This window comes from Mesorhizobium sp. M6A.T.Cr.TU.014.01.1.1 (assembly GCF_004022765.1).
Lineage (GTDB): Bacteria > Pseudomonadota > Alphaproteobacteria > Rhizobiales > Rhizobiaceae > Mesorhizobium > Mesorhizobium mediterraneum.
The window spans coordinates 17,428-34,405 of record NZ_RZPG01000003.1 but is presented as its reverse complement, the minus strand read 5'-3'; the positions used below and the strand labels follow the sequence as shown (position 1 = coordinate 34,405).

Annotated in this window: 22 protein-coding genes; 7 read left to right on the top strand and 15 right to left on the bottom strand. The window is 62.7% G+C overall.

The features are described 5' to 3' along the window. Positions 1–58: 58 nt before the first annotated feature. The 3 genes from EN885_RS05055 to EN885_RS05045 form a co-directional block, all read right to left on the bottom strand. Positions 59–730 carry a DNA alkylation repair protein gene (locus tag EN885_RS05055; protein WP_127206704.1) on the bottom strand — a complete coding sequence of 224 codons (672 nt, stop codon included), beginning with the start codon at positions 728–730 and terminating at the stop codon, positions 59–61. 76 nt (positions 731–806) lie between these two features. Next, positions 807–1,115: a DUF1244 domain-containing protein gene (locus EN885_RS05050; protein ID WP_095487328.1), complete on the bottom strand. Its 309-nt coding sequence runs from the start codon at positions 1,113–1,115 to the stop codon at positions 807–809. Between the two features lie 26 nt (positions 1,116–1,141). After that, positions 1,142–1,939 carry an N-formylglutamate amidohydrolase gene (locus EN885_RS05045; RefSeq protein ID WP_095487326.1) on the bottom strand — a complete coding sequence of 266 codons (798 nt, stop codon included), beginning with the start codon at positions 1,937–1,939 and terminating at the stop codon, positions 1,142–1,144. A 287-nt stretch (positions 1,940–2,226) separates the two neighbouring features. Between EN885_RS05045 and EN885_RS05040 the strand changes: the two genes are divergently transcribed. Together EN885_RS05040 and pyk are read left to right on the top strand one after the other, a co-directional pair. Then, the gene (locus EN885_RS05040; RefSeq protein WP_245493011.1) at positions 2,227–2,673 is read left to right on the top strand and encodes a DUF1036 domain-containing protein; all 447 of its coding nucleotides are present in this window, start codon (positions 2,227–2,229) and stop codon (positions 2,671–2,673) included. Beyond that, positions 2,670–4,106, top strand: a complete 1,437-nt coding sequence (gene pyk, locus EN885_RS05035) for a pyruvate kinase (protein WP_128241725.1) — start codon at positions 2,670–2,672, stop codon at positions 4,104–4,106. Before EN885_RS05040 ends, pyk begins: the two co-directional genes overlap by 4 nt. A 161-nt stretch (positions 4,107–4,267) precedes the next feature. Here the strand turns inward: pyk and EN885_RS34090 are convergent, their stop codons facing one another. The 11 genes from EN885_RS34090 to EN885_RS04980 all read right to left on the bottom strand — a co-directional run bounded on the left by EN885_RS34090 (position 4,268) and on the right by EN885_RS04980 (position 12,086). Next, positions 4,268–4,471 (bottom strand): hypothetical protein, encoded by a 204-nt coding sequence (locus EN885_RS34090; RefSeq protein ID WP_095487322.1) that lies wholly within the window; start codon positions 4,469–4,471, stop codon positions 4,268–4,270. A 130-nt stretch (positions 4,472–4,601) separates the two neighbouring features. Further along, complete coding sequence (locus EN885_RS05025) at positions 4,602–5,186, bottom strand: hypothetical protein (RefSeq protein WP_095487320.1); 585 nt, start codon at positions 5,184–5,186, stop codon at positions 4,602–4,604. 114 nt (positions 5,187–5,300) lie between these two features. Beyond that, entirely contained in the window at positions 5,301–5,426 is a 126-nt protein-coding gene (gene ykgO / locus EN885_RS05020; protein WP_006327841.1) for a type B 50S ribosomal protein L36, read from the bottom strand. A 189-nt stretch (positions 5,427–5,615) separates the two neighbouring features. Next, positions 5,616–6,692 (bottom strand): 5-(carboxyamino)imidazole ribonucleotide synthase, encoded by a 1,077-nt coding sequence (locus EN885_RS05015; RefSeq protein WP_095487318.1) that lies wholly within the window; start codon positions 6,690–6,692, stop codon positions 5,616–5,618. Then, a complete protein-coding gene (purE, locus tag EN885_RS05010) occupies positions 6,689–7,186 on the bottom strand; it encodes a 5-(carboxyamino)imidazole ribonucleotide mutase (protein ID WP_095487669.1) in 498 nt (165 codons plus the stop codon). The genes EN885_RS05015 and purE overlap by 4 nt, the downstream gene beginning before the upstream one ends. Positions 7,187–7,288: 102 nt before the next feature. Beyond that, positions 7,289–8,494 carry an aminotransferase class V-fold PLP-dependent enzyme gene (locus EN885_RS05005; RefSeq protein ID WP_095487316.1) on the bottom strand — a complete coding sequence of 402 codons (1,206 nt, stop codon included), beginning with the start codon at positions 8,492–8,494 and terminating at the stop codon, positions 7,289–7,291. A gap of 24 nt (positions 8,495–8,518) precedes the next feature. Then, positions 8,519–8,980, bottom strand: a complete 462-nt coding sequence (locus EN885_RS05000) for a RidA family protein (protein ID WP_095487314.1) — start codon at positions 8,978–8,980, stop codon at positions 8,519–8,521. Between the two features lie 36 nt (positions 8,981–9,016). Next, on the bottom strand, positions 9,017–9,811 hold the full coding sequence (locus tag EN885_RS04995) for an amino acid ABC transporter ATP-binding protein (RefSeq protein WP_095487312.1): 795 nt from the start codon (positions 9,809–9,811) through the stop codon (positions 9,017–9,019). 4 nt (positions 9,812–9,815) lie between these two features. Continuing rightward, complete coding sequence (locus EN885_RS04990) at positions 9,816–10,466, bottom strand: amino acid ABC transporter permease (protein WP_128241724.1); 651 nt, start codon at positions 10,464–10,466, stop codon at positions 9,816–9,818. Position 10,467: 1 nt separating this feature from the next. Beyond that, positions 10,468–11,133: an amino acid ABC transporter permease gene (locus EN885_RS04985; RefSeq protein ID WP_095487308.1), complete on the bottom strand. Its 666-nt coding sequence runs from the start codon at positions 11,131–11,133 to the stop codon at positions 10,468–10,470. Between the two features lie 77 nt (positions 11,134–11,210). Beyond that, positions 11,211–12,086, bottom strand: a complete 876-nt coding sequence (locus EN885_RS04980) for a transporter substrate-binding domain-containing protein (protein WP_126104582.1) — start codon at positions 12,084–12,086, stop codon at positions 11,211–11,213. Between the two features lie 125 nt (positions 12,087–12,211). Between EN885_RS04980 and EN885_RS04975 the strand changes: the two genes are divergently transcribed. After that, positions 12,212–13,015 (top strand): IclR family transcriptional regulator, encoded by an 804-nt coding sequence (locus EN885_RS04975; RefSeq protein WP_095487304.1) that lies wholly within the window; start codon positions 12,212–12,214, stop codon positions 13,013–13,015. 33 nt (positions 13,016–13,048) lie between these two features. Here the strand turns inward: EN885_RS04975 and EN885_RS04970 are convergent, their stop codons facing one another. Next, the gene (locus EN885_RS04970) at positions 13,049–13,252 is read right to left on the bottom strand and encodes a YdcH family protein (RefSeq protein ID WP_023797035.1); all 204 of its coding nucleotides are present in this window, start codon (positions 13,250–13,252) and stop codon (positions 13,049–13,051) included. A gap of 240 nt (positions 13,253–13,492) precedes the next feature. Here EN885_RS04970 and EN885_RS04965 point away from each other — a divergent pair, with 240 nt between their 5' ends. The 4 genes from EN885_RS04965 to EN885_RS04950 all read left to right on the top strand — a co-directional run bounded on the left by EN885_RS04965 (position 13,493) and on the right by EN885_RS04950 (position 16,973). Next, entirely contained in the window at positions 13,493–13,672 is a 180-nt protein-coding gene (locus tag EN885_RS04965; RefSeq protein WP_095487303.1) for a YdcH family protein, read from the top strand. A gap of 344 nt (positions 13,673–14,016) precedes the next feature. Beyond that, positions 14,017–15,270, top strand: a complete 1,254-nt coding sequence (gene ispG, locus EN885_RS04960; protein WP_095487301.1) for a flavodoxin-dependent (E)-4-hydroxy-3-methylbut-2-enyl-diphosphate synthase — start codon at positions 14,017–14,019, stop codon at positions 15,268–15,270. A gap of 4 nt (positions 15,271–15,274) precedes the next feature. Further along, positions 15,275–16,144 carry a lytic transglycosylase domain-containing protein gene (locus tag EN885_RS04955; RefSeq protein ID WP_095487299.1) on the top strand — a complete coding sequence of 290 codons (870 nt, stop codon included), beginning with the start codon at positions 15,275–15,277 and terminating at the stop codon, positions 16,142–16,144. 91 nt (positions 16,145–16,235) lie between these two features. Continuing rightward, positions 16,236–16,973: a class I SAM-dependent methyltransferase gene (locus EN885_RS04950; RefSeq protein ID WP_128241723.1), complete on the top strand. Its 738-nt coding sequence runs from the start codon at positions 16,236–16,238 to the stop codon at positions 16,971–16,973. Positions 16,974–16,978: the final 5 nt, after the last annotated feature.

Here is a 16,978-nt window from a genome sequence, read left to right as displayed (position 1 = left end):
TCAATTTCCAGTCAAGCGCTCAGGGCTGAAAGTGCTTGGGCCAAGCCAAAAGCTTCCTTCATGGACCTCTCGTTCCCTCGCGTCGGCGAACCATCTCGGCGATCCACATCGGTGCGTAAGGTGGCGTGCAGCCGGGTGATGCAGGATAGTCGATGAAGACAGCGAGCCGTTCGCCAATCCCGATTGCTCGCGTTCGAAGTTTCGGGTGGTGAATGCCGATCTCGGCGAGGCAGTGGTTCATTGCCCATTGTTTCTGAGCAGGCGCCTTCCTCAGCTCCTTCTCAATCTGGTCGAGCAGGGCATCGAGATCGAGGCCCTCGGCGTTCCTGACGACCCTTTCGGTCGTCAGGCTCCAGCCTGCGCGACCGACAAGGTCGTCGCCGTCCTTCCAGCCCAGACGAAGTTCTTCGGCGTGGCGACCGGGCTTCACCACGTTCACGATGAACCAATCGAGCAGCTTGGGAGAGCGGATGTCGCTTATCATCGTGTCGAGCTCGGCCGCAGAGAAGGCCTTCGGCCTGCACACCAGGGTCGCGACAAGGCGCGCGGCGGTATCGCCTGTAGCCCAGAGCTGAAGTGCGAGGTCATGCTGGGTCTTCAATCGCTTGGCGAGAGCGCGAAGATGGGTGAGGTTCACACCGTGATCGTCGCCACGGCGTTCATTGGCCTCGCGCATCTTCGGATCTTCGAGCGCGGCGAGCTCGCGCAAGACGTCCTTGACTGTTGACATGATGCTCTCCTCCCTTCGCAGCGTTCCTCTCGCTTTGCGCTGACCGGCTCGGGCCGAACTCGGTCGTTCAGCGATCCTAATGATCTCTGGGGCGTCTTGCCTCGAACTCCGCCTTCTTGGCATCGGAGGCGTCAAGCTGGTTGAGCGTCTGCCATTCGGCATAGGGCATGCCGTAGATGATCTCGCGCGACTGGTCCTTGCTGAGATCGACGCCCTCGGCCTCGGCGGCGTCGCGATACCAGTTGGAGAGGCAGTTGCGGCAGAAGCCAGCGAGGTTCATCAGGTCGATGTTCTGCACGTCCGTGCGTTCGCGCAGATGCGCAACCAGCCGGCGGAAGGCGGCGGCTTCGAAATCGCGTTTTTGCTCGTCGCTGAGTTCGGTCATGTGTTCTTGGCCTCCTCGGGCTCTCCTTACAGCGGCCCGGTGCGCGAGCCGAATCGTTTGACCTGATGTATATCGGGACGGCTGTTTATCGCGTCAACGATCGGCGCCAGCCGTTCGGCCCAGGCGCCTGCATTCTTCCGATCGGCGATCAGATCCTGGCGGATTTCGATCAGCGCATGAGCAAAGCCGTTGACGATGGCATGCCTGAACATGGTGTCGCCACGTAGCGCGCCGTCATAAGGCTCGTTATCGCCGACGACGAGGTCTTTGTCGGCGGCCAGCATATCGATCAGCGGTCGCGCCACTCGGTCGTCGCGATCCCACAAGATACCGACATGCCAGGGGCGCACGAAGCCCTGCATGAACTGGGTGAAGGAATGTACCGAAAAGATGAAGGGCGCACTCGCGGAAGCCTGGGCCACCGAGGCGATCATTGCGCCGACCGCATCGTGATAGGGCCGGTAGAAGCGATCGATCCGCCTTTCACGTTCTTCCGGGGCGAGCGGATAATTTCCCGAAATGACGGTGCCGTCATAGAGTTGGCGGATCAGCGTAGGATCGTCCTCGCCGCGATTGGGGTCGATCAGAAGCCGCGAAAAGTTGGCGAGCACCGCCGGCACGCCGAGCAAAACGGCCAGCTCGCGCGTCACTGTCTCGACACCGATGTCGTAGGCGATATGGCGGTCGAATTCCGCCGCCGGCAGGCCGAGGCTGCCATAGTCCTCCGGCAGGTCGCGACGAGCGTGATCGGCCAGGAGCACGATGCCTCTCTTACGGTCGCCTTCGACGATGTCGAAAGGCGCGAAAACTGTGGATCGGGTCATTGGCGGGAAATGGTCTGTTCGCTGGCTTCCGGGGAGGGTGGTATCGTCATTCCACGAAGAGGACGCGTGCGCAATGCCGTCGTTTGGCCACGGTTTCTACGGAAATCTGGCGGAAGGTGACAGACCATGCGCCGGAGCCTTTCTAAATCGATTGGAATTGAGCAAAAGGGCGCGTTGACATGCGCCCGGACTTTTCCGAAAAGGGGCGTTGAGAGATGCAAATGTGGTTCTTGAAGGGTTTCAGGATGGGTTCCGCCGGCAAGTCGCGCGTGCGCTACGGCTTCGCCATGCCGCTCCTGACCCTTGCCGTGGGCCTCGCCGCGATGGTTGCTGCCTCGCCCGCGCGCGCCGATTTCCGTGTCTGCAACGCCACGCAGAATCTGGTCGGCGTCGGCATCGGCTATCGCGCCAAGGCTGGCTGGATCACCGAGGGCTGGTGGCATATCGAGGGATCGAGCTGCAAGACGTTGATCGAAGGGCCGCTGTCATCAAGGTTTTACTATCTTTATGCAGAAGACGCCGAGCGTGGCGGGCGCTGGGATGGCCCGATGAACATGTGCGTGGCTGAAAAAGAGTTCAAGATCGCCGGCGTTGCCGATTGCGTCGCTCGGGGCTTCCAGCGCGCCGGATTCCAGGAATATGACACGGGCGAGCAGGCAAGCTGGATGGTCCAGCTGACCGATGACCCCGCAACGGGGGGCGCTCCAGCCGCCCCGGGAACAAACAGTCAATGAGACGCAGCCGCAAGGTCAAGATACTCGCCACCATCGGTCCGGCCTCCTCCTCCGAGGACATGCTGAAGAAGCTCTTCGAAGCCGGCGCCGACGTGTTTCGCATCAATATGAGCCACACCGATCATGAATTGATGCGCACACTTGTCGGTCGCATCCGCAACGTCGAGAAAGCGGTCGGCCGGCCGATCGGCATTCTCGCCGACCTGCAGGGGCCCAAGCTGCGGGTCGGCAAATTCGCCAACGGCAAGGAGGCGCTGACATTCGGCCAGACGTTCACGCTCGACGACAATCCCGAGCCCGGCAATTCGACCAGGGTCTATCTGCCCCACCCCGAAATCCTGAGATCGGTCGAGGCCGGTCACCGCCTTTTGATCGATGACGGCAAGCTCGAGCTGAAGGCGGTGAGAAGCGACGGCAAGGCGATCGTCTGCACCGTCGTCGCCGGCACCACCATCTCCGACAAGAAGGGCGTCAGCCTGCCCGACACCGACCTACCGGTCGGCGCGCTGACCGAAAAGGACCGCAGGGACCTGGATGCGGTGCTGGCCACCGGCGTCGACTGGGTGGCGCTGTCGTTCGTGCAGCGTCCGGAGGATCTGGCGGAAGCGCGCAAGATCGCGCGCGGCCGGGCACTCATCATGGCCAAGATCGAAAAGCCGCAAGCCGTCGCCCGGCTGGCCGAGATCATCGAACTTTCGGACGCACTGATGGTTGCTCGCGGCGATCTCGGCGTTGAAATGCCGCTCGAAGCCGTGCCCGGCATCCAGAAGCAGATCACCCGCGCCGCGCGCCGCGCCGGCAAGCCGGTGGTGATCGCCACGCAGATGCTGGAATCGATGATCACCGCGCCAGTGCCGACCCGCGCCGAAGTGTCGGACGTCTCGATCGCCGTGTTCGAAGGCGCCGACGCCATCATGCTTTCGGCCGAATCCGCGGCCGGCTCCTACCCGGTCGAGGCGGTGGCGATGATGAACCGCATCGCCAGCAAGGTCGAAACCGACCCGACCTATGCCGGCATCATCAATGCACAGCGCTCGGAGCCTGAAGCGACCGGCGCCGACGCCATCTCGCTCGCCGCCCGCGAAATCGCCGAGACGCTGAAACTGTCGGCGATCATCAGCTATACGGCGTCGGGCACGACCGGCCTGCGCGCCGCGCGCGAGCGGCCGCAGGTGCCGATCGTCGCGCTGTCGCCGATTGTCAACACGGCGCGGCGGCTGTCGCTTTTGTGGGGCACGCATTGTGTCGTCTCGCCCGATGCCATCGACCTCGACGACATGGTCGACCGCGCTTGCCGCATCGCTTTGGACGAAGGGTTCGGCAAGCCGGGCGACCGGGTCATCATCACGGCCGGCGTGCCGCTGAGGACGCCGGGCTCCACCAACATGCTGCGCATCGCCTATGTCGGTTCAGACGCCCAGATCAGGCGCTAGAGCAAATCACCCAAAGATGCGCAGCGATTTGGGTAAAAACAAAGACTTAAAGCGCGTCGCAAGAATCCAATCAAACGCGACGGCTTTAGGCCGCTCACGCCGAATTCACCAAGCTGAAGCCTCGCCTCGATGGGACTGGGAGCGTAGCGACTTATTGCCGATCAAGAAGGTGAGGCGACGGCGAGCACGATCGCGATTATCAGCAAGAGCGGTCCCATCCATTTGAAATGGCTGGGAAGGCGTGCCAGCCAAGTCTGTTGTCCGGTTTGGGGTTGGTTCGGCAGCTGAAAGAACCCGTAGCCGACGCCCGACATCCATAGACCGGCGCAAAACATTATGAATTCGTCGATGTAAGCTGCGATCATGATTGCCGAACCGCTCCAACCCTAGACAGGAAACCACACCTCGCGCTCACCGACAAGCAGCACTGCAAGAACGGCAGCAATGTTGAAATTGCCGTGGAGCGTCGCAGCCAGGCGCACTGGTCCACCGGCATCAAATCCCTTCGCCGGCAAGTTCTTCCGAAAGCGTGCCGACCTGATCCTGGGCGCTGCGCAGCATCGGATAGATGCTGAGCACGCGCTGCCAGGCTTCCAGCGCCGATTCCTTGTGGCCGGTTACGGCCATGATCTGTGCCAGGCCGGACAGCGCGCCGAAATGGCGCGGCTCGAGCTGCAGCGTGCGGTCGATGTCCGCCATCGATTTCCCAAAATTATTCATCATGAAATGTACGGTGGCGCGCCGGTTCCAGCCTTCCGCATAGGCCGGTTGCAAGGTCACCACCTGGTCGAGGAAGTCGAGCGCCACGTCGAACTTTTTCTCTTCGACCGCCTTTTGCGACCATTGCATCATCAGGTCGATCGAGGCGCTGCCGGATTGCACCCACTCGTTCGAGATGCGCGCGGCGATGCGCTCTGCGGCTTTTTCGTTGCGCTCGCGCTTCAGGTCGACAAACAGCTGGTCGAGCCTTGCCTCCCTGGTCGTGGCAATCGGAGGGGCGACCGTGTCCTCCGCTTGAGCCGGAGGTACGGCGGAGCCGAAAAGAAAAAGCGCCGCGAAGAATGCAAAACGAATCCGCATGGCCGAGAATCTAACCCCGGACGGCAGATCGTCAAACTGAATTTAGCGTGAGAGGGCCGGGAGGCCAGCAATTACATCATGCAAGCGTGGAGGCAGGCCTCCACGCGAAAAGACTCAGCCCTGGCGCGCCTTGTAGCGCGGAGCGGTCTTGTTGATGATGTACACGCGGCCCTTGCGGCGAACCAGCTGGTTGTCGCGGTGACGCGCCTTGAGCGCCTTGAGCGAATTCTTGATCTTCATGGTCTTGCCCGTCGGTCTGGGCCCGCTTGGGCCGAATTATTAAGGCGCGCTCGGAAAGCGCGCCTCTCAACTTGTGCGTGGCTCATAAACGAGGAGCCTTGCCCGTGTCAACCGCAGCATGCTTCATGGTGCGGCGGATTTTGAGTTTCTGCTCTATCGACGGCGTTAGAGCGGCGCCGTCCAATAGCCTCAGCGGCGACGGCTCATTCGCGTAAAATGGCCCATTTTGCGGCCGGGACGCGCCTCGGCCTTGCCATAGAGATGCAGCATCAGGTCAGGCTCGGCGAGCAGCGCTGGGACGCGCAGGATGTCGTCGCCGATCAGGTTTTCCATGACGCAGTCAAAATGGCGGCCGGGATTTCCCAAGGGCAGGCCGGCGACAGCACGAATATGCTGCTCAAACTGCGAGACGATGCAGGCGGCTTCCGTCCAGTGGCCGGAATTGTGAACACGCGGCGCGATCTCATTGGCCAGCAGCGCGCCGTCGGCAAGGACAAAGAACTCGATGCCGATGACGCCGACATAGTCGAGTGCGGCAAGTATCTCTGCTGCTGCTGCCTGCGCCGCAGCGGCGGTTTCGGAGCCTATCCTGGCTGGCAAGGTCGAGCTGTGCAGGATGCCGTCGCGGTGGACGTTTTCTGCCGGGTCGTAGGCTGCGAGCGAACCGTCTATGCCGCGCGCCGCGATCACCGAAATCTCGCGTTCGAAGGCGACGAAGGATTCGAGGATCAACGGCACGTTGCCCATCGCCTCGCAGGTGCCGGCAAAGCCGCCCGTTTCCATGTTGCGGAAGACACGCTGGCCCTTGCCGTCATAGCCCATGCGCCGCGTCTTCAATATGCCGCTGCCGTCGAACTTTTTCAGGGCCGCCGTCAATTCGTCGTCATTGTCGACGGGACAGAAATCCGCGGTGGGAATGCCGATGCCGTTGAGGAATTTCTTCTCTGCCACCCGGTCCTGCGCCACTTCCAGTGCGCGCGCCGGCGGATAGACCGGGACCGTGACGGCAAGCGCGCTGGCGGCCATGACCGGAACGTTCTCGAACTCGTAGGTGACGACGGCGCTGACTGCAGCCAGTTCGGCGAGCGCTGCCGTATCGTCGTAGGCAGCGGTGATCTGCCGGTTTGCGACCTGTGCCGCCGGGCAATCCGGCTGCGGTTCCAGCACGACCGTGCGGTAGCCGAGGCGGGCCGATGCCATGGCCAGCATGCGGCCGAGCTGGCCGCCGCCGATGATGCCGATGGTCGATCCCGCGGGCAGGCTCATGGCGTGTCCGTCGGCTCGGCGGCGACCTTGGCGGTCTGGGCGGCGCGCCAGGCGTCGAGCCGGGCAGCGAGCTTTTCGTCGGTCAGCGCCAGCACGGCAGCGGCCAGAAGGGCGGCATTGGTGGCGCCCGCCTTGCCGATGGCCAGCGTGCCGACCGGAATGCCGGCCGGCATCTGCACGATGGAGAGCAGCGAGTCCTGTCCGGAAAGCGCCTTCGATTCCACCGGTACGCCAAAAACGGGGAGCGGCGTCATTGCCGCCGTCATGCCGGGCAGGTGCGCCGCACCGCCGGCGCCGGCGATGATCACCCGAAGACCGGCCGCCTTGGCGCCCTTGGCGAAGTCATAGAGCCGGTCGGGGGTGCGATGGGCCGAGACGATCAGCCGCTTGTGCGGGATGCCCAGCGCCTCCAGCGTTTCGGCGGCGTGGCGCATCGTCGCCCAGTCGGACTGGCTGCCCATGATGATGGCGACGTCGGCGCGTTGATCGTCCAAGCTTCTGCTCCCGGCGGCAAAGGCGCGCATTAGCGGAATTCGGGATCGACGGCAAGGATGCGATGCCTCTACGCCCATTCGGGCGCATGGCGCCATCGTCACCTAATCCGGCCAGCGCAACGCGCCGGCGGTGTCCTTGCGAGCCGGCTTCATCGCATCCGCCGGGCGGTCGGTTGCGTTCAGCACAGCCTGCAGGCGTTCGGCGACGATCTCCGCCTCGCCGGGATGGAGATTGCACGGGTCGAGGAAGAAGTGACCGCGCTCGACCTCGTGGTTGCGCACGATAATAGGAGGCGAGCCTGCCGCCAGCGCCGAGGCAAGGCCGGCGGCGCTGAACCTGCTCTCAGGCGTAACAAACACCTGCAGGCGGTCGAGCGGATTGTCGGTCGGATCGGGAATAATATGCGCGGCGATGCCGGGCAGGCCCTGCAATGCCTCCTCCCACAGATGCAAGGCCGCATCCTCCCGCTTGCGGATGCCGGCGTGATCGCGACGCTCCCAGGCCTCCAGCGCGGCCATGGTGCCGGCGATGCTTTCCTTGCCGACCTTCATCGCCCGCGCAACGCCGCGATTCTGGAGATAGGCAGCACGCACCAGATCCTTGCGCCCCGTCACGATGCCGCTAGTCGGTCCCGAGAGGAATTTGTGCCCGCTATAGACGACGATGTCGGCGCCGCGTGCGAAAAAGCCGCGCAGGTCGTATTCCGAGGCGGCGTCGACGATCACCGGGACGCCCTTGGCGTGGCAGATCTCGCAGAATTCCTCGAGCGAGAGCATGCCGTATTGCACTGTGTGATGCGCAACGACATAGAGGCCGGCCGCGGTGCGGTCGCGGATCGCCTCGCGCACATGATAATCCTGCGTCACGCTGACCGTGCCGGCCGGTACGGCCTTGGCCCCGGCAAGCCGGATCGACTGGTCGATCGGCGCGCCGTAATTGACGATGTGGCCGAGCTGGACGATGACCTCCGACTTGAGGCCCTCGGTATCGTCCGGCAGCCGCTCGATCGCCAGAAGGTTGGTGCCGGTCATCGTGCCGGCAATCGCCATGGTGATGCCGCTGGCGCAGCAAGCCGTGACGAAGCCGGCCTCGCCCCCTGTGAGGCGCGCGACGATCGTGCTTGCGGCGCGTTGCAGATCGTCCATCTCCACCCACTGCGACGCGATTTCCGACATCGCGGCGATCGCTTCCGGGACGATGATCGAGGCACCGAGCGCCGTCATCGTGCCGGAAACGTTGATGATCGGGCGAAGGCCGAGTCGTTGACGAATTGTCGTGTTGGAGCCGTTTTCGGAATAGGTTTTCATCTCTAGAGGTCCCGTTGGTAGACGTCAGGCGGCGGTCTCGACGACCGCCTCGATTTCGACCGTGATGTTTCCCGGCAAAGAGCCAACACCGATCGCCGAGCGGGCGTGCCCGCCGATACTATCGAAGACTTCGGCGAAAAGATCGGAGCAGCCGTTGACCACCTTCGGATGGTCGCTGAAGGTCGGGATCGCGTTGACGAAACCCAGCAGCTTGACGACGCGCACGATGCGGCCGAGGTCGCCCGCTGCGGCATGCATGACAGCGAGCAGGTTCAGGCCGGTGAGACGGGCATGTCCATAAGCCTCCTCCACCGTGACGTCCTCGCCCACCTTGCCGGTGCAAAGCGTGCCATCGGCGCGCAATGGCCCCTGGCCGGAGAGGAAGATCAGCCGTCCGCTCTCGGCGTGGGTGACGAAATTGGCGATCGGCTTCGGCGGCTCGGGCAGCGTCAGGCCCAGTTCGGCGAGCCGGATGTAAGGCGACATGAAAAGGCTCCTTGCGACAGCTTTCGCCGTCCGATGTCAGAAATGCGAGGCGCGGAACCGCGCCAGAAAGCTGCGAAGACGTTCGTTGTCGATGTCCGCGCCCAGAATCTCGGCTGGCGGGCCTGCGGCGCTGACACCGCCATCCGCCATGAAGACGATGCGGCTCGAGGCGTCGCGCGCAAAGGCCATCTCGTGTGTGACCATCACCATGGTCATGCCGTCCTCCGCCAAGCTGCGTACCACCTCGAGCACCTCGCCGACGAGTTCCGGATCGAGCGCCGAGGTTATCTCGTCGAGAAGCAGGATTTTTGGCTCCATCGCCACCGCGCGGGCAATGCCGACACGCTGCTGCTGGCCGCCGGAAAGCTCGGCGGGCAGGCTGTCTGCCTTGTGGGCGAGGCCGACCCGGCCGAGCCAGTGCTCCGCAATCTGGCGGGCTTCGGCGCTGCTTTTGCCGCGCACCTTGCGCAGGCCAAGCATGATGTTGCCGGCCGCCGTCAGATGCGGGAACAGATTGAAACTCTGGAACACCATTCCGGTCTCGGCCCGCATCTTCGCCAGGTCGCGCTCACTGCGGCGCTGGCGTGTTCCCGTCTCGCGGAAGCCAACCTCCTTTCCGTCGATGCGGATGGAGCCGCTATCGTAGCTCTCGAGAAAGTTGACGCAGCGCAGCAGCGTGGTCTTACCACTGCCGGAAGGCCCGATGACAGTCACCACCTCGCCGCGTGTCACCTTTAGGCTGACGGAGCGCAGGACCTCGACGGATCCAAAGGATTTGGAAACGTCGCGGATATCGAGAAGCGCCGGATTGGCGGGCGGGGCGATGGACATCTTGCTATTCCCGGATGAAGGAGAAACGCCGCTCCAGCCGTCGGCTGGCCAGGGAGAGGGCGTAATTGACGGCGAAGTAGATGACTGCGCCGAGGATGTAGAGCGGCATCGCCTCGTAGGTGCGGCCGATGACCTGGTTGATGGCGTGCATCAGGTCGGTGATGCCCAGCAGCGAGACCAGCGCGCTGCCCTTTACCGCATCGGTGACGCCATTGATCCATGGCGGCAGGAAGCGCCTGAACGCTTGCGGAAAGATGACGTAGGCCAGTCGCTGGCGAAAGGTCAGCCCGGTCGCCATCGCCGCCTCGGACTGCCCCTTCGGTATGGAACCGACCGCGCCGCGCAGATATTCGATGACCTGGGCCGTCTTGAACAGGGTGAGCGCCAGCACGGCGGCCCAGAAGGACTCCAGATGGATGCCGATGGCAGGCAGGCCGTAATAGACGAAGAAGATGAGCACCAGGATCGGAATGCCGCGTATGGTGTCGCTGAAAATGCGCACCACCCAGCGCAGCGGCGTAGGGCCGTAGACAAGGCCGACGCCCATCATCACGCCGGCGACGAGCGACAACACCACGACAAGCAGCGACACCCACAGTGTCACGGCAAAACCCTGGGCTAGGAAGGGCAAGGCATAGGCGATCTGGCCAAGCATGTTAGTGGGCCGCCCTGAACCGGCGCTCGACAAGCCGAAGCGCATAGAGAAGCGCGTAGCCGGTCAAGAGGTACATCGCCGTCACCACAAGGTAGACCTCGACGATCCGGAAGGTGTTGAAGTTGATCCATTGGGCGCCGTAGGTGAGCTCGGGCACCGAAATGACCGAGGCGACGGACGTGTCCTTGAAGAGCGATATGAACGTGTTGGAAAGCGCGGGCAGCGTTATCCGCAGCATCGTCGGTAGGCGCACATGGAGCAGCCGCTGCCAGGGCGTCAGGCCGATCGCCTTGCCAGCGTCGATCTGTCCGCGCGGCACGGCTTCGAGCCCCGAGCGAAACACCTCGACCAGATACGCGCCGCTATAGAGCGACAGTGTCGCGACAAACGAGGTCTGGGCGCTGTAGGCGAGATCGACCACGGTCGGCAGGCCGTAGAAAACGAGATAGACAAGCAGGATCAGCGGCACGTTGCGGATGAATTCGACATAGGCGGCGATTATGGACCGGACGACGCGCCCGGCCGAGACGTACCAGACCGCCAGAACGAGCCCGATGACGATGCCGATGGCTATGGAGATCACGGCGAGCTCGAGACTGAGCAGCAGGCCGCCCCACAGCTTGTCGAAATGCCGCCAGATCAGGTTGAAATTGAGGGCGTAGCCCATGCGTCTGCCTCAGTGCCGAGGGCCGTCGAGGAGAAGGAGGCGGAAGGGCGCCGATTGCTGCCCTTCCGCCAGCTGCATCAGATGACCGGAAAACCGGGATGCCGGGCCGGCGGCTCCAGCCCGAAATAGTCCTTGAACGCCGCGTCGTAGAGCGCCGTTTCATGACCGAACATTGCCGTCGCGAAGGATGCGTTGACGAAGGTCAGCCAGTCGAGATCGCCTTGCCTCAGCGCCGCGCCGTAAAGCATGCTGAACCAGCTTTTGCCGGCATCGAAGTAGCGGTCCGGGTTGCGTGAGGCGAGCCAGCGCACCGTGGAAAGATCGACGGCGGCCGCGTCGACGCGCTTCGACTCGAGTGCCTGCAGCACGTTGGCCTGGGTGTCTATCTGCATCACCTGCGACTCCGGCAGGACAATGTGCACATTTGCCTCGGCATCGACATTCTGCAGGATGGAAATACGCGTTGCCGAACCGCCGGCAAGCAGCTTGTCGAAGGTCTTGTTCTCGGCGGTCGGAAGGGTCAGCAGAGCGATGCCTTCGACGTAATAGGGCCGCGAGAAGTTGATCAGCTGCGAGCGCTGGGCGGTCATGGTCATGAACTGGATCGAGATGTCGACCTTGTTGGTGGTCACATTCGGAATGCGCTGGGCCGGATCCTGCATGACGAAATCGACCATGGTCGGATCGTCGAAAAGCCCCTTGGCAAGAATGCGCCCCATGGTGATGTCCATGCCGACGAGTTCGCCGGCATCGTTCTCGAAGTGCCAGGGTGCGTTGGTGCTGCCGGTGCCGACGATCAGCTTGCCGCGATCGAGAACAGTACGCAGCAGGCTGTCCGGCGCCGCTTGCGCCGCCGCCTTCTGAACATCGACCGTTGCTGCTGCGCCCATCACTCCGGCCGTTGCAAGCCCGGCCATTTTCAGAAATTCACGTCTTTTGGATGTGTCGTTCACGGCGACCTCCTTCGTGTTGTGTTCCCCTTTGGATGAGCAAATGCGTCGTTGCAATGAACGTGATTGTCCCTTACAAGAGACGCATGTACTCTATACAAGACAGATACTAACATCAGGAGCCGGTAATGCAAGATGGCAATGCCTTGGCAGTTCGACCGGACGCCGGCCTGGACGAAGACAGGGCATCGGGCTCTCGCGAGAAGGGTCTCAACCGGGTGCTCCAGATCCTGGAGTTTCTCCACACGACCCAGCGTGCGATCGGGATTGGCGATCTCGCCAAGGCAGTGAATGCGCCTCGCTCGACGACCTACACGCTTGTGCGCTCGCTGGTCGATGCGGGCCTGCTGGAAATGGCCGGCGACGGCAATCGCGTCTATTTCGGAAAAAAGCTTTACCTCTACGGAATGGACTATGTGCGCGGCAACGACCTGCTCAGGAGAGGGCGGCAGGAGGTCGACAATCTGTCGCGCGAGACAGGCGAGACCTCTGAATTGTGCATGCTGCAAAGCGGCCGCTACACAATCGTCCATTCAAGTCCGGGCACCAGGCCGTTCCGGATCAGCTCGGCCACAGGTCTGCAGATCCCGCTTCCCTGGACCGCTTCGGGGCGGTTGCTTCTCGCCGGTTTCGAAAGGGCCGTGATCGAAGACATGGTGTCCGAAGACGATCTCGTCCTGCCAGACGGCCGCAGATTGCTGCTCGACGACTTCATAGAAGATATCGCCGTGGCTGGCGGTGTCGGCTACTGCGTGACCTCGGGTCTTGTCGACGCCTACACAAAATGCCTTGCCGCGCCGGTCTTTTCAGCGCCCGGCAAGGTCGAGGCGACGATATGCCTTGTGGTTCCCATCGACACTTCCGGAGAAAAGACCGACGATCTCATCGCCATGCTGCGCGAACGCGCTGCGAGGCTTTCGATCACAGGATGAGCAGGTTTGCCGAGTCGCCAAGTGGGAATTCGCTCACGCGATGATGTCGGGGATGATCCGGTCTTCCAGCGCCATCAGCCGGTCTTTCAGGAATAGTTTTTTCTTCTTCATGCGCTGGATCTGCAGCGGGTCGCAGCCCATGGCGATCATCGCGTTGATGGCCGCGTCGAAATCGGCGTGCTCTTGCTTCAGCCGAGAATATTCGAGGCGGATATCGGCCTGTTCCTGTTCGGACATTATCTACCGTCTGCACGTCTGCGGCGCCCAAAAATGGGCCTGATTGGGCGGGGCCGGGGGCTCTCTTGCACCGGCGCGCAGCCAATATCACATTTCACATTGTCGTGGAATGCTACCACGCAGCATTCGACATCGCTGCCCGATGGTGGCACACTGTCATTATGCCGTCACAGAAGCGAGCCTGCGGTGGACACGCCTTGACGGCTGCAATCGAGGAAACCATGAAAGGGAGAACCAATCATGTCTCTTGCATCCCATCTTGATGAGTTGCAGCGGAAACACGGCGACATCGAACGCGAAATCGATGACGCGATGAATCATCCATCAGTGGATGACCTCGAAATCGTGAATCTCAAGCGGCGCAAGCTGGCACTCAAGGACGAGATTGAAAAACTGAAAGCGAAACCGACCACGCATTGACGCTTTTCCTCGAATAGCTGCGCCGGTTTCGGCGCACGAGCATCTTTCCGGTGGCGGCCATGCCGCCGGAGCGCTGCTTCACACGACTCGGAGATGGTTCCGGCCGCCAGCGGCACGGATACGATGGGCTGTTTGTCTCCTCTCCCGTTATCGATTTGGTAGGTCTGCCTGCCTGTCGCCATTGACAAGCCATCTTTGCTCCTCCACCTCATGCCCGGACCTTCTACAGCGCCGCGCGCCCTTTCGGGCGCGCAAAGGACACTGTATTTTGATTTTTGCGCGTGATCCTTTCCGGAAACCGATTCCGGGATTCGGGGTGACGCGCTAACAAAGGGCAGCCGGCCATGACCGGATATTTTTCCTCTCCCTTCCCGCGCCGCACGTCGGTCGGTGTCGATGTCGGCGGCGTGATGGTCGGCGGGGGTGCCCCTGTCGTCGTTCAGTCGATGACCAACACCGACACCGCCGATGTCGACCAGACAGTCGCTCAAGTTGCGGCGCTGCATCGTGCCGGCTCCGAGATCGTGCGCATCACCGTCGACCGCGACGAGAGCGCTGCCGCCGTGCCCGCCATCCGCGAGCGGCTCGAACGGCTCGGCATCAACGTGCCGCTGGTCGGCGATTTCCACTATATCGGCCACAAGCTGCTCGCCGACCATCCGGCTTGCGCCGAGGCGTTAGCCAAGTACCGCATCAATCCCGGCAATGTCGGCTTCAAGGACAAGAAGGACCGGCAGTTCACTGATATCGTCGAGATGGCGATCCGGCACGACAAGCCGGTGCGCATCGGCGTCAATTGGGGGTCGCTCGACCAGGAGCTTCTGACCCGGCTGATGGACGACAACCAGCGCCAAGGCTTTCCGCTGACCGCGCAGGAAGTGACGCGCGAGGCGATCGTGCAGTCGGCGATCCTTTCGGCCGAAATGGCCGAGGAGATCGGTCTTGGCCGCGAGAAAATCATTCTGTCGGCCAAGGTTAGCGGTGTGCAGGACCTGATCGCCGTTTATACCGAGCTTGCCACCCGCTCCAACCACGCGCTGCATCTTGGCCTCACCGAGGCCGGCATGGGTTCAAAAGGCATCGTCGCCTCGTCCGCAGCGATGGGCATCCTTCTCCAGCAAGGCATTGGCGACACGATCCGCATCTCGCTGACACCGGAGCCGAATGGCGACCGCACCCGGGAGGTGCAGGTATCGCAAGAACTCCTGCAGACCATGGGGTTCCGGCAGTTCGTGCCGATCGTCGCCGCCTGCCCCGGCTGCGGCCGCACGACCTCTACCGTGTTCCAGGAACTCGCCCAGAACATCCAGGCGGATCTGCGCAAGAACATGCCGGTGTGGCGTGAAAAATATCCCGGCGTCGAGAACCTCAAGGTCGCGGTGATGGGCTGCATCGTCAACGGTCCAGGTGAATCCAAGCATGCCGATATCGGCATTTCTCTGCCCGGTACCGGCGAGACGCCGACGGCGCCGGTATTCGTCGACGGCAGGAAGGCGGCGACGCTGCGCGGCCCGTCGATTGCTGCGGACTTCGAGAAAATGGTCGCCGACTATATCGAGCAGCGGTTTGGGCAACTTGGCAAGGCCGCGGCGGAGTAGATCTATGCGGCTCCCTTGGGCGACGCCGGTCTTGCTTGGTGGGTTTGTCTTGCTTTGTGGGCTGGGCTGGGTGACAGCCGTCCAGGCCGATCCGCCGCGCCCCGCCAAACAACGACTGCTCGACCGGGTTTGCAACCTGATCGAGGCTCATGCGGACCAAAACGGCCTGCCCAAGGACTTCTTTGCCCGGTTGATCTGGAAGGAAAGCCGCTTCGATCCCAGTGCGGTCAGCCCGGTCGGCGCCGAAGGCATTGCCCAGTTCATGCCGGGTACAGCCAAGATACGCGGCCTCGCCAATTCCTTCGATATCGAGCAGGCCATCCCGGCCTCGGCAAAATATCTCGCCGAAATGAAAACCGGCTTCGGCAATCTCGGCTTGGCCGCCGCCGCCTACAATGCCGGTGAAAGCCGGGTGTCGCGCTGGCTGAGTTCTGGCGGTTTCCTGCCGATGGAGACCGAAAGCTACGTTCTGGACATCATGGGCGAGCCAGCCGACAGGTTCACCGACACCGCCTATGCCGGCACCATCCGGCCGCTCGATAAGAAAGCGAGCTTCGCGGTCGCCTGCCGCAAGCTGCCGGTCATCAAGTCCCAAACCGTGGCCATGGCGTCGATCAACATCAAGCCGTGGGGCGTGCAGGTGGCCGGCAATTTCCGCCGCGCCGCGGCGCTCAGTCAATGGAATGGTGTGAAGCGCCGGTTTCCGGCCTTGCTTAAGGGCCAAAATCCGGTGGTCAGCCGGGTGCGCTCGCCGATCGGCAGGCGCGGCATCTATGCGGTCCGGATCGGCGCCGACTCCAAAGCCAAGGCCGACAACATTTGCCAGAAACTGCAAAGCGTCGGCGGTGCATGCATTGTGGTGCGGAACCGGTGATGGGTACCGACCGATTTGCCCGACAAACCATCGAAGCTGCGCTTTGACTCCACGAATTCTGCTGCTCCACGGCTCCAACTCCAGGCCTTCCATGACCGACCGTCTCTACAGCGATCCCGACCTCGCCCAGTTCTACGATATCGAGAACGAAGGCGGCGTCGACTTCGACTATTGCGTCGGCTTTGCCAAGGGTGCCGGATCGGTTCTCGACCTCGGCTGCGGCACCGGGCAATTGGCCGCCGCGCTCGCCGATCGGCGTAATGTGACCGGTGTCGATCCGGCGCCGGCGATGCTCGACATCGCGCGCCGCCGAGCCGGCGGGCAGAGGGTCGACTGGGTCGAGGCCGATGCGCGAACCGTCCGGCTCGGACGATGCTTCGATCTGGTTCTTTTGACCGGGCACGCCTTTCAGGTGTTTCTGACGCCGAAAGATCGAGAGGCGGTGCTTGCCACGATCGCTGCTCATCTGACTCCCGATGGGCGCTTCATCTTCGACACGCGAAATCCAGCCACCGAGGAATGGCTCGAGTGGACGCCGGAAAGGTCCGAACGGGACCTGAGTCATCCCGGATTGAGCACCGTAAGAGCGTGGAACGATTTCCGGCGCGATCCCGCTACCGGTGTCGTCACCTACTCGACCCATTATGAAATCCCCGACAGCGGGCGGGTGCTCAGCGCCGAATCGAAAATAGCCTTCCCGACAAAGGAAAGCCTTGCGGGGATGATGGACCAGAGCGGGCTGGTCGTCGAAGAATGGCTCGGCAACTGGCAGGGCGAGCCGTATGGCCCGGCCTCGCCGGAAATCATCCCGATTGGCCGGTTGCGCTAGCCCGG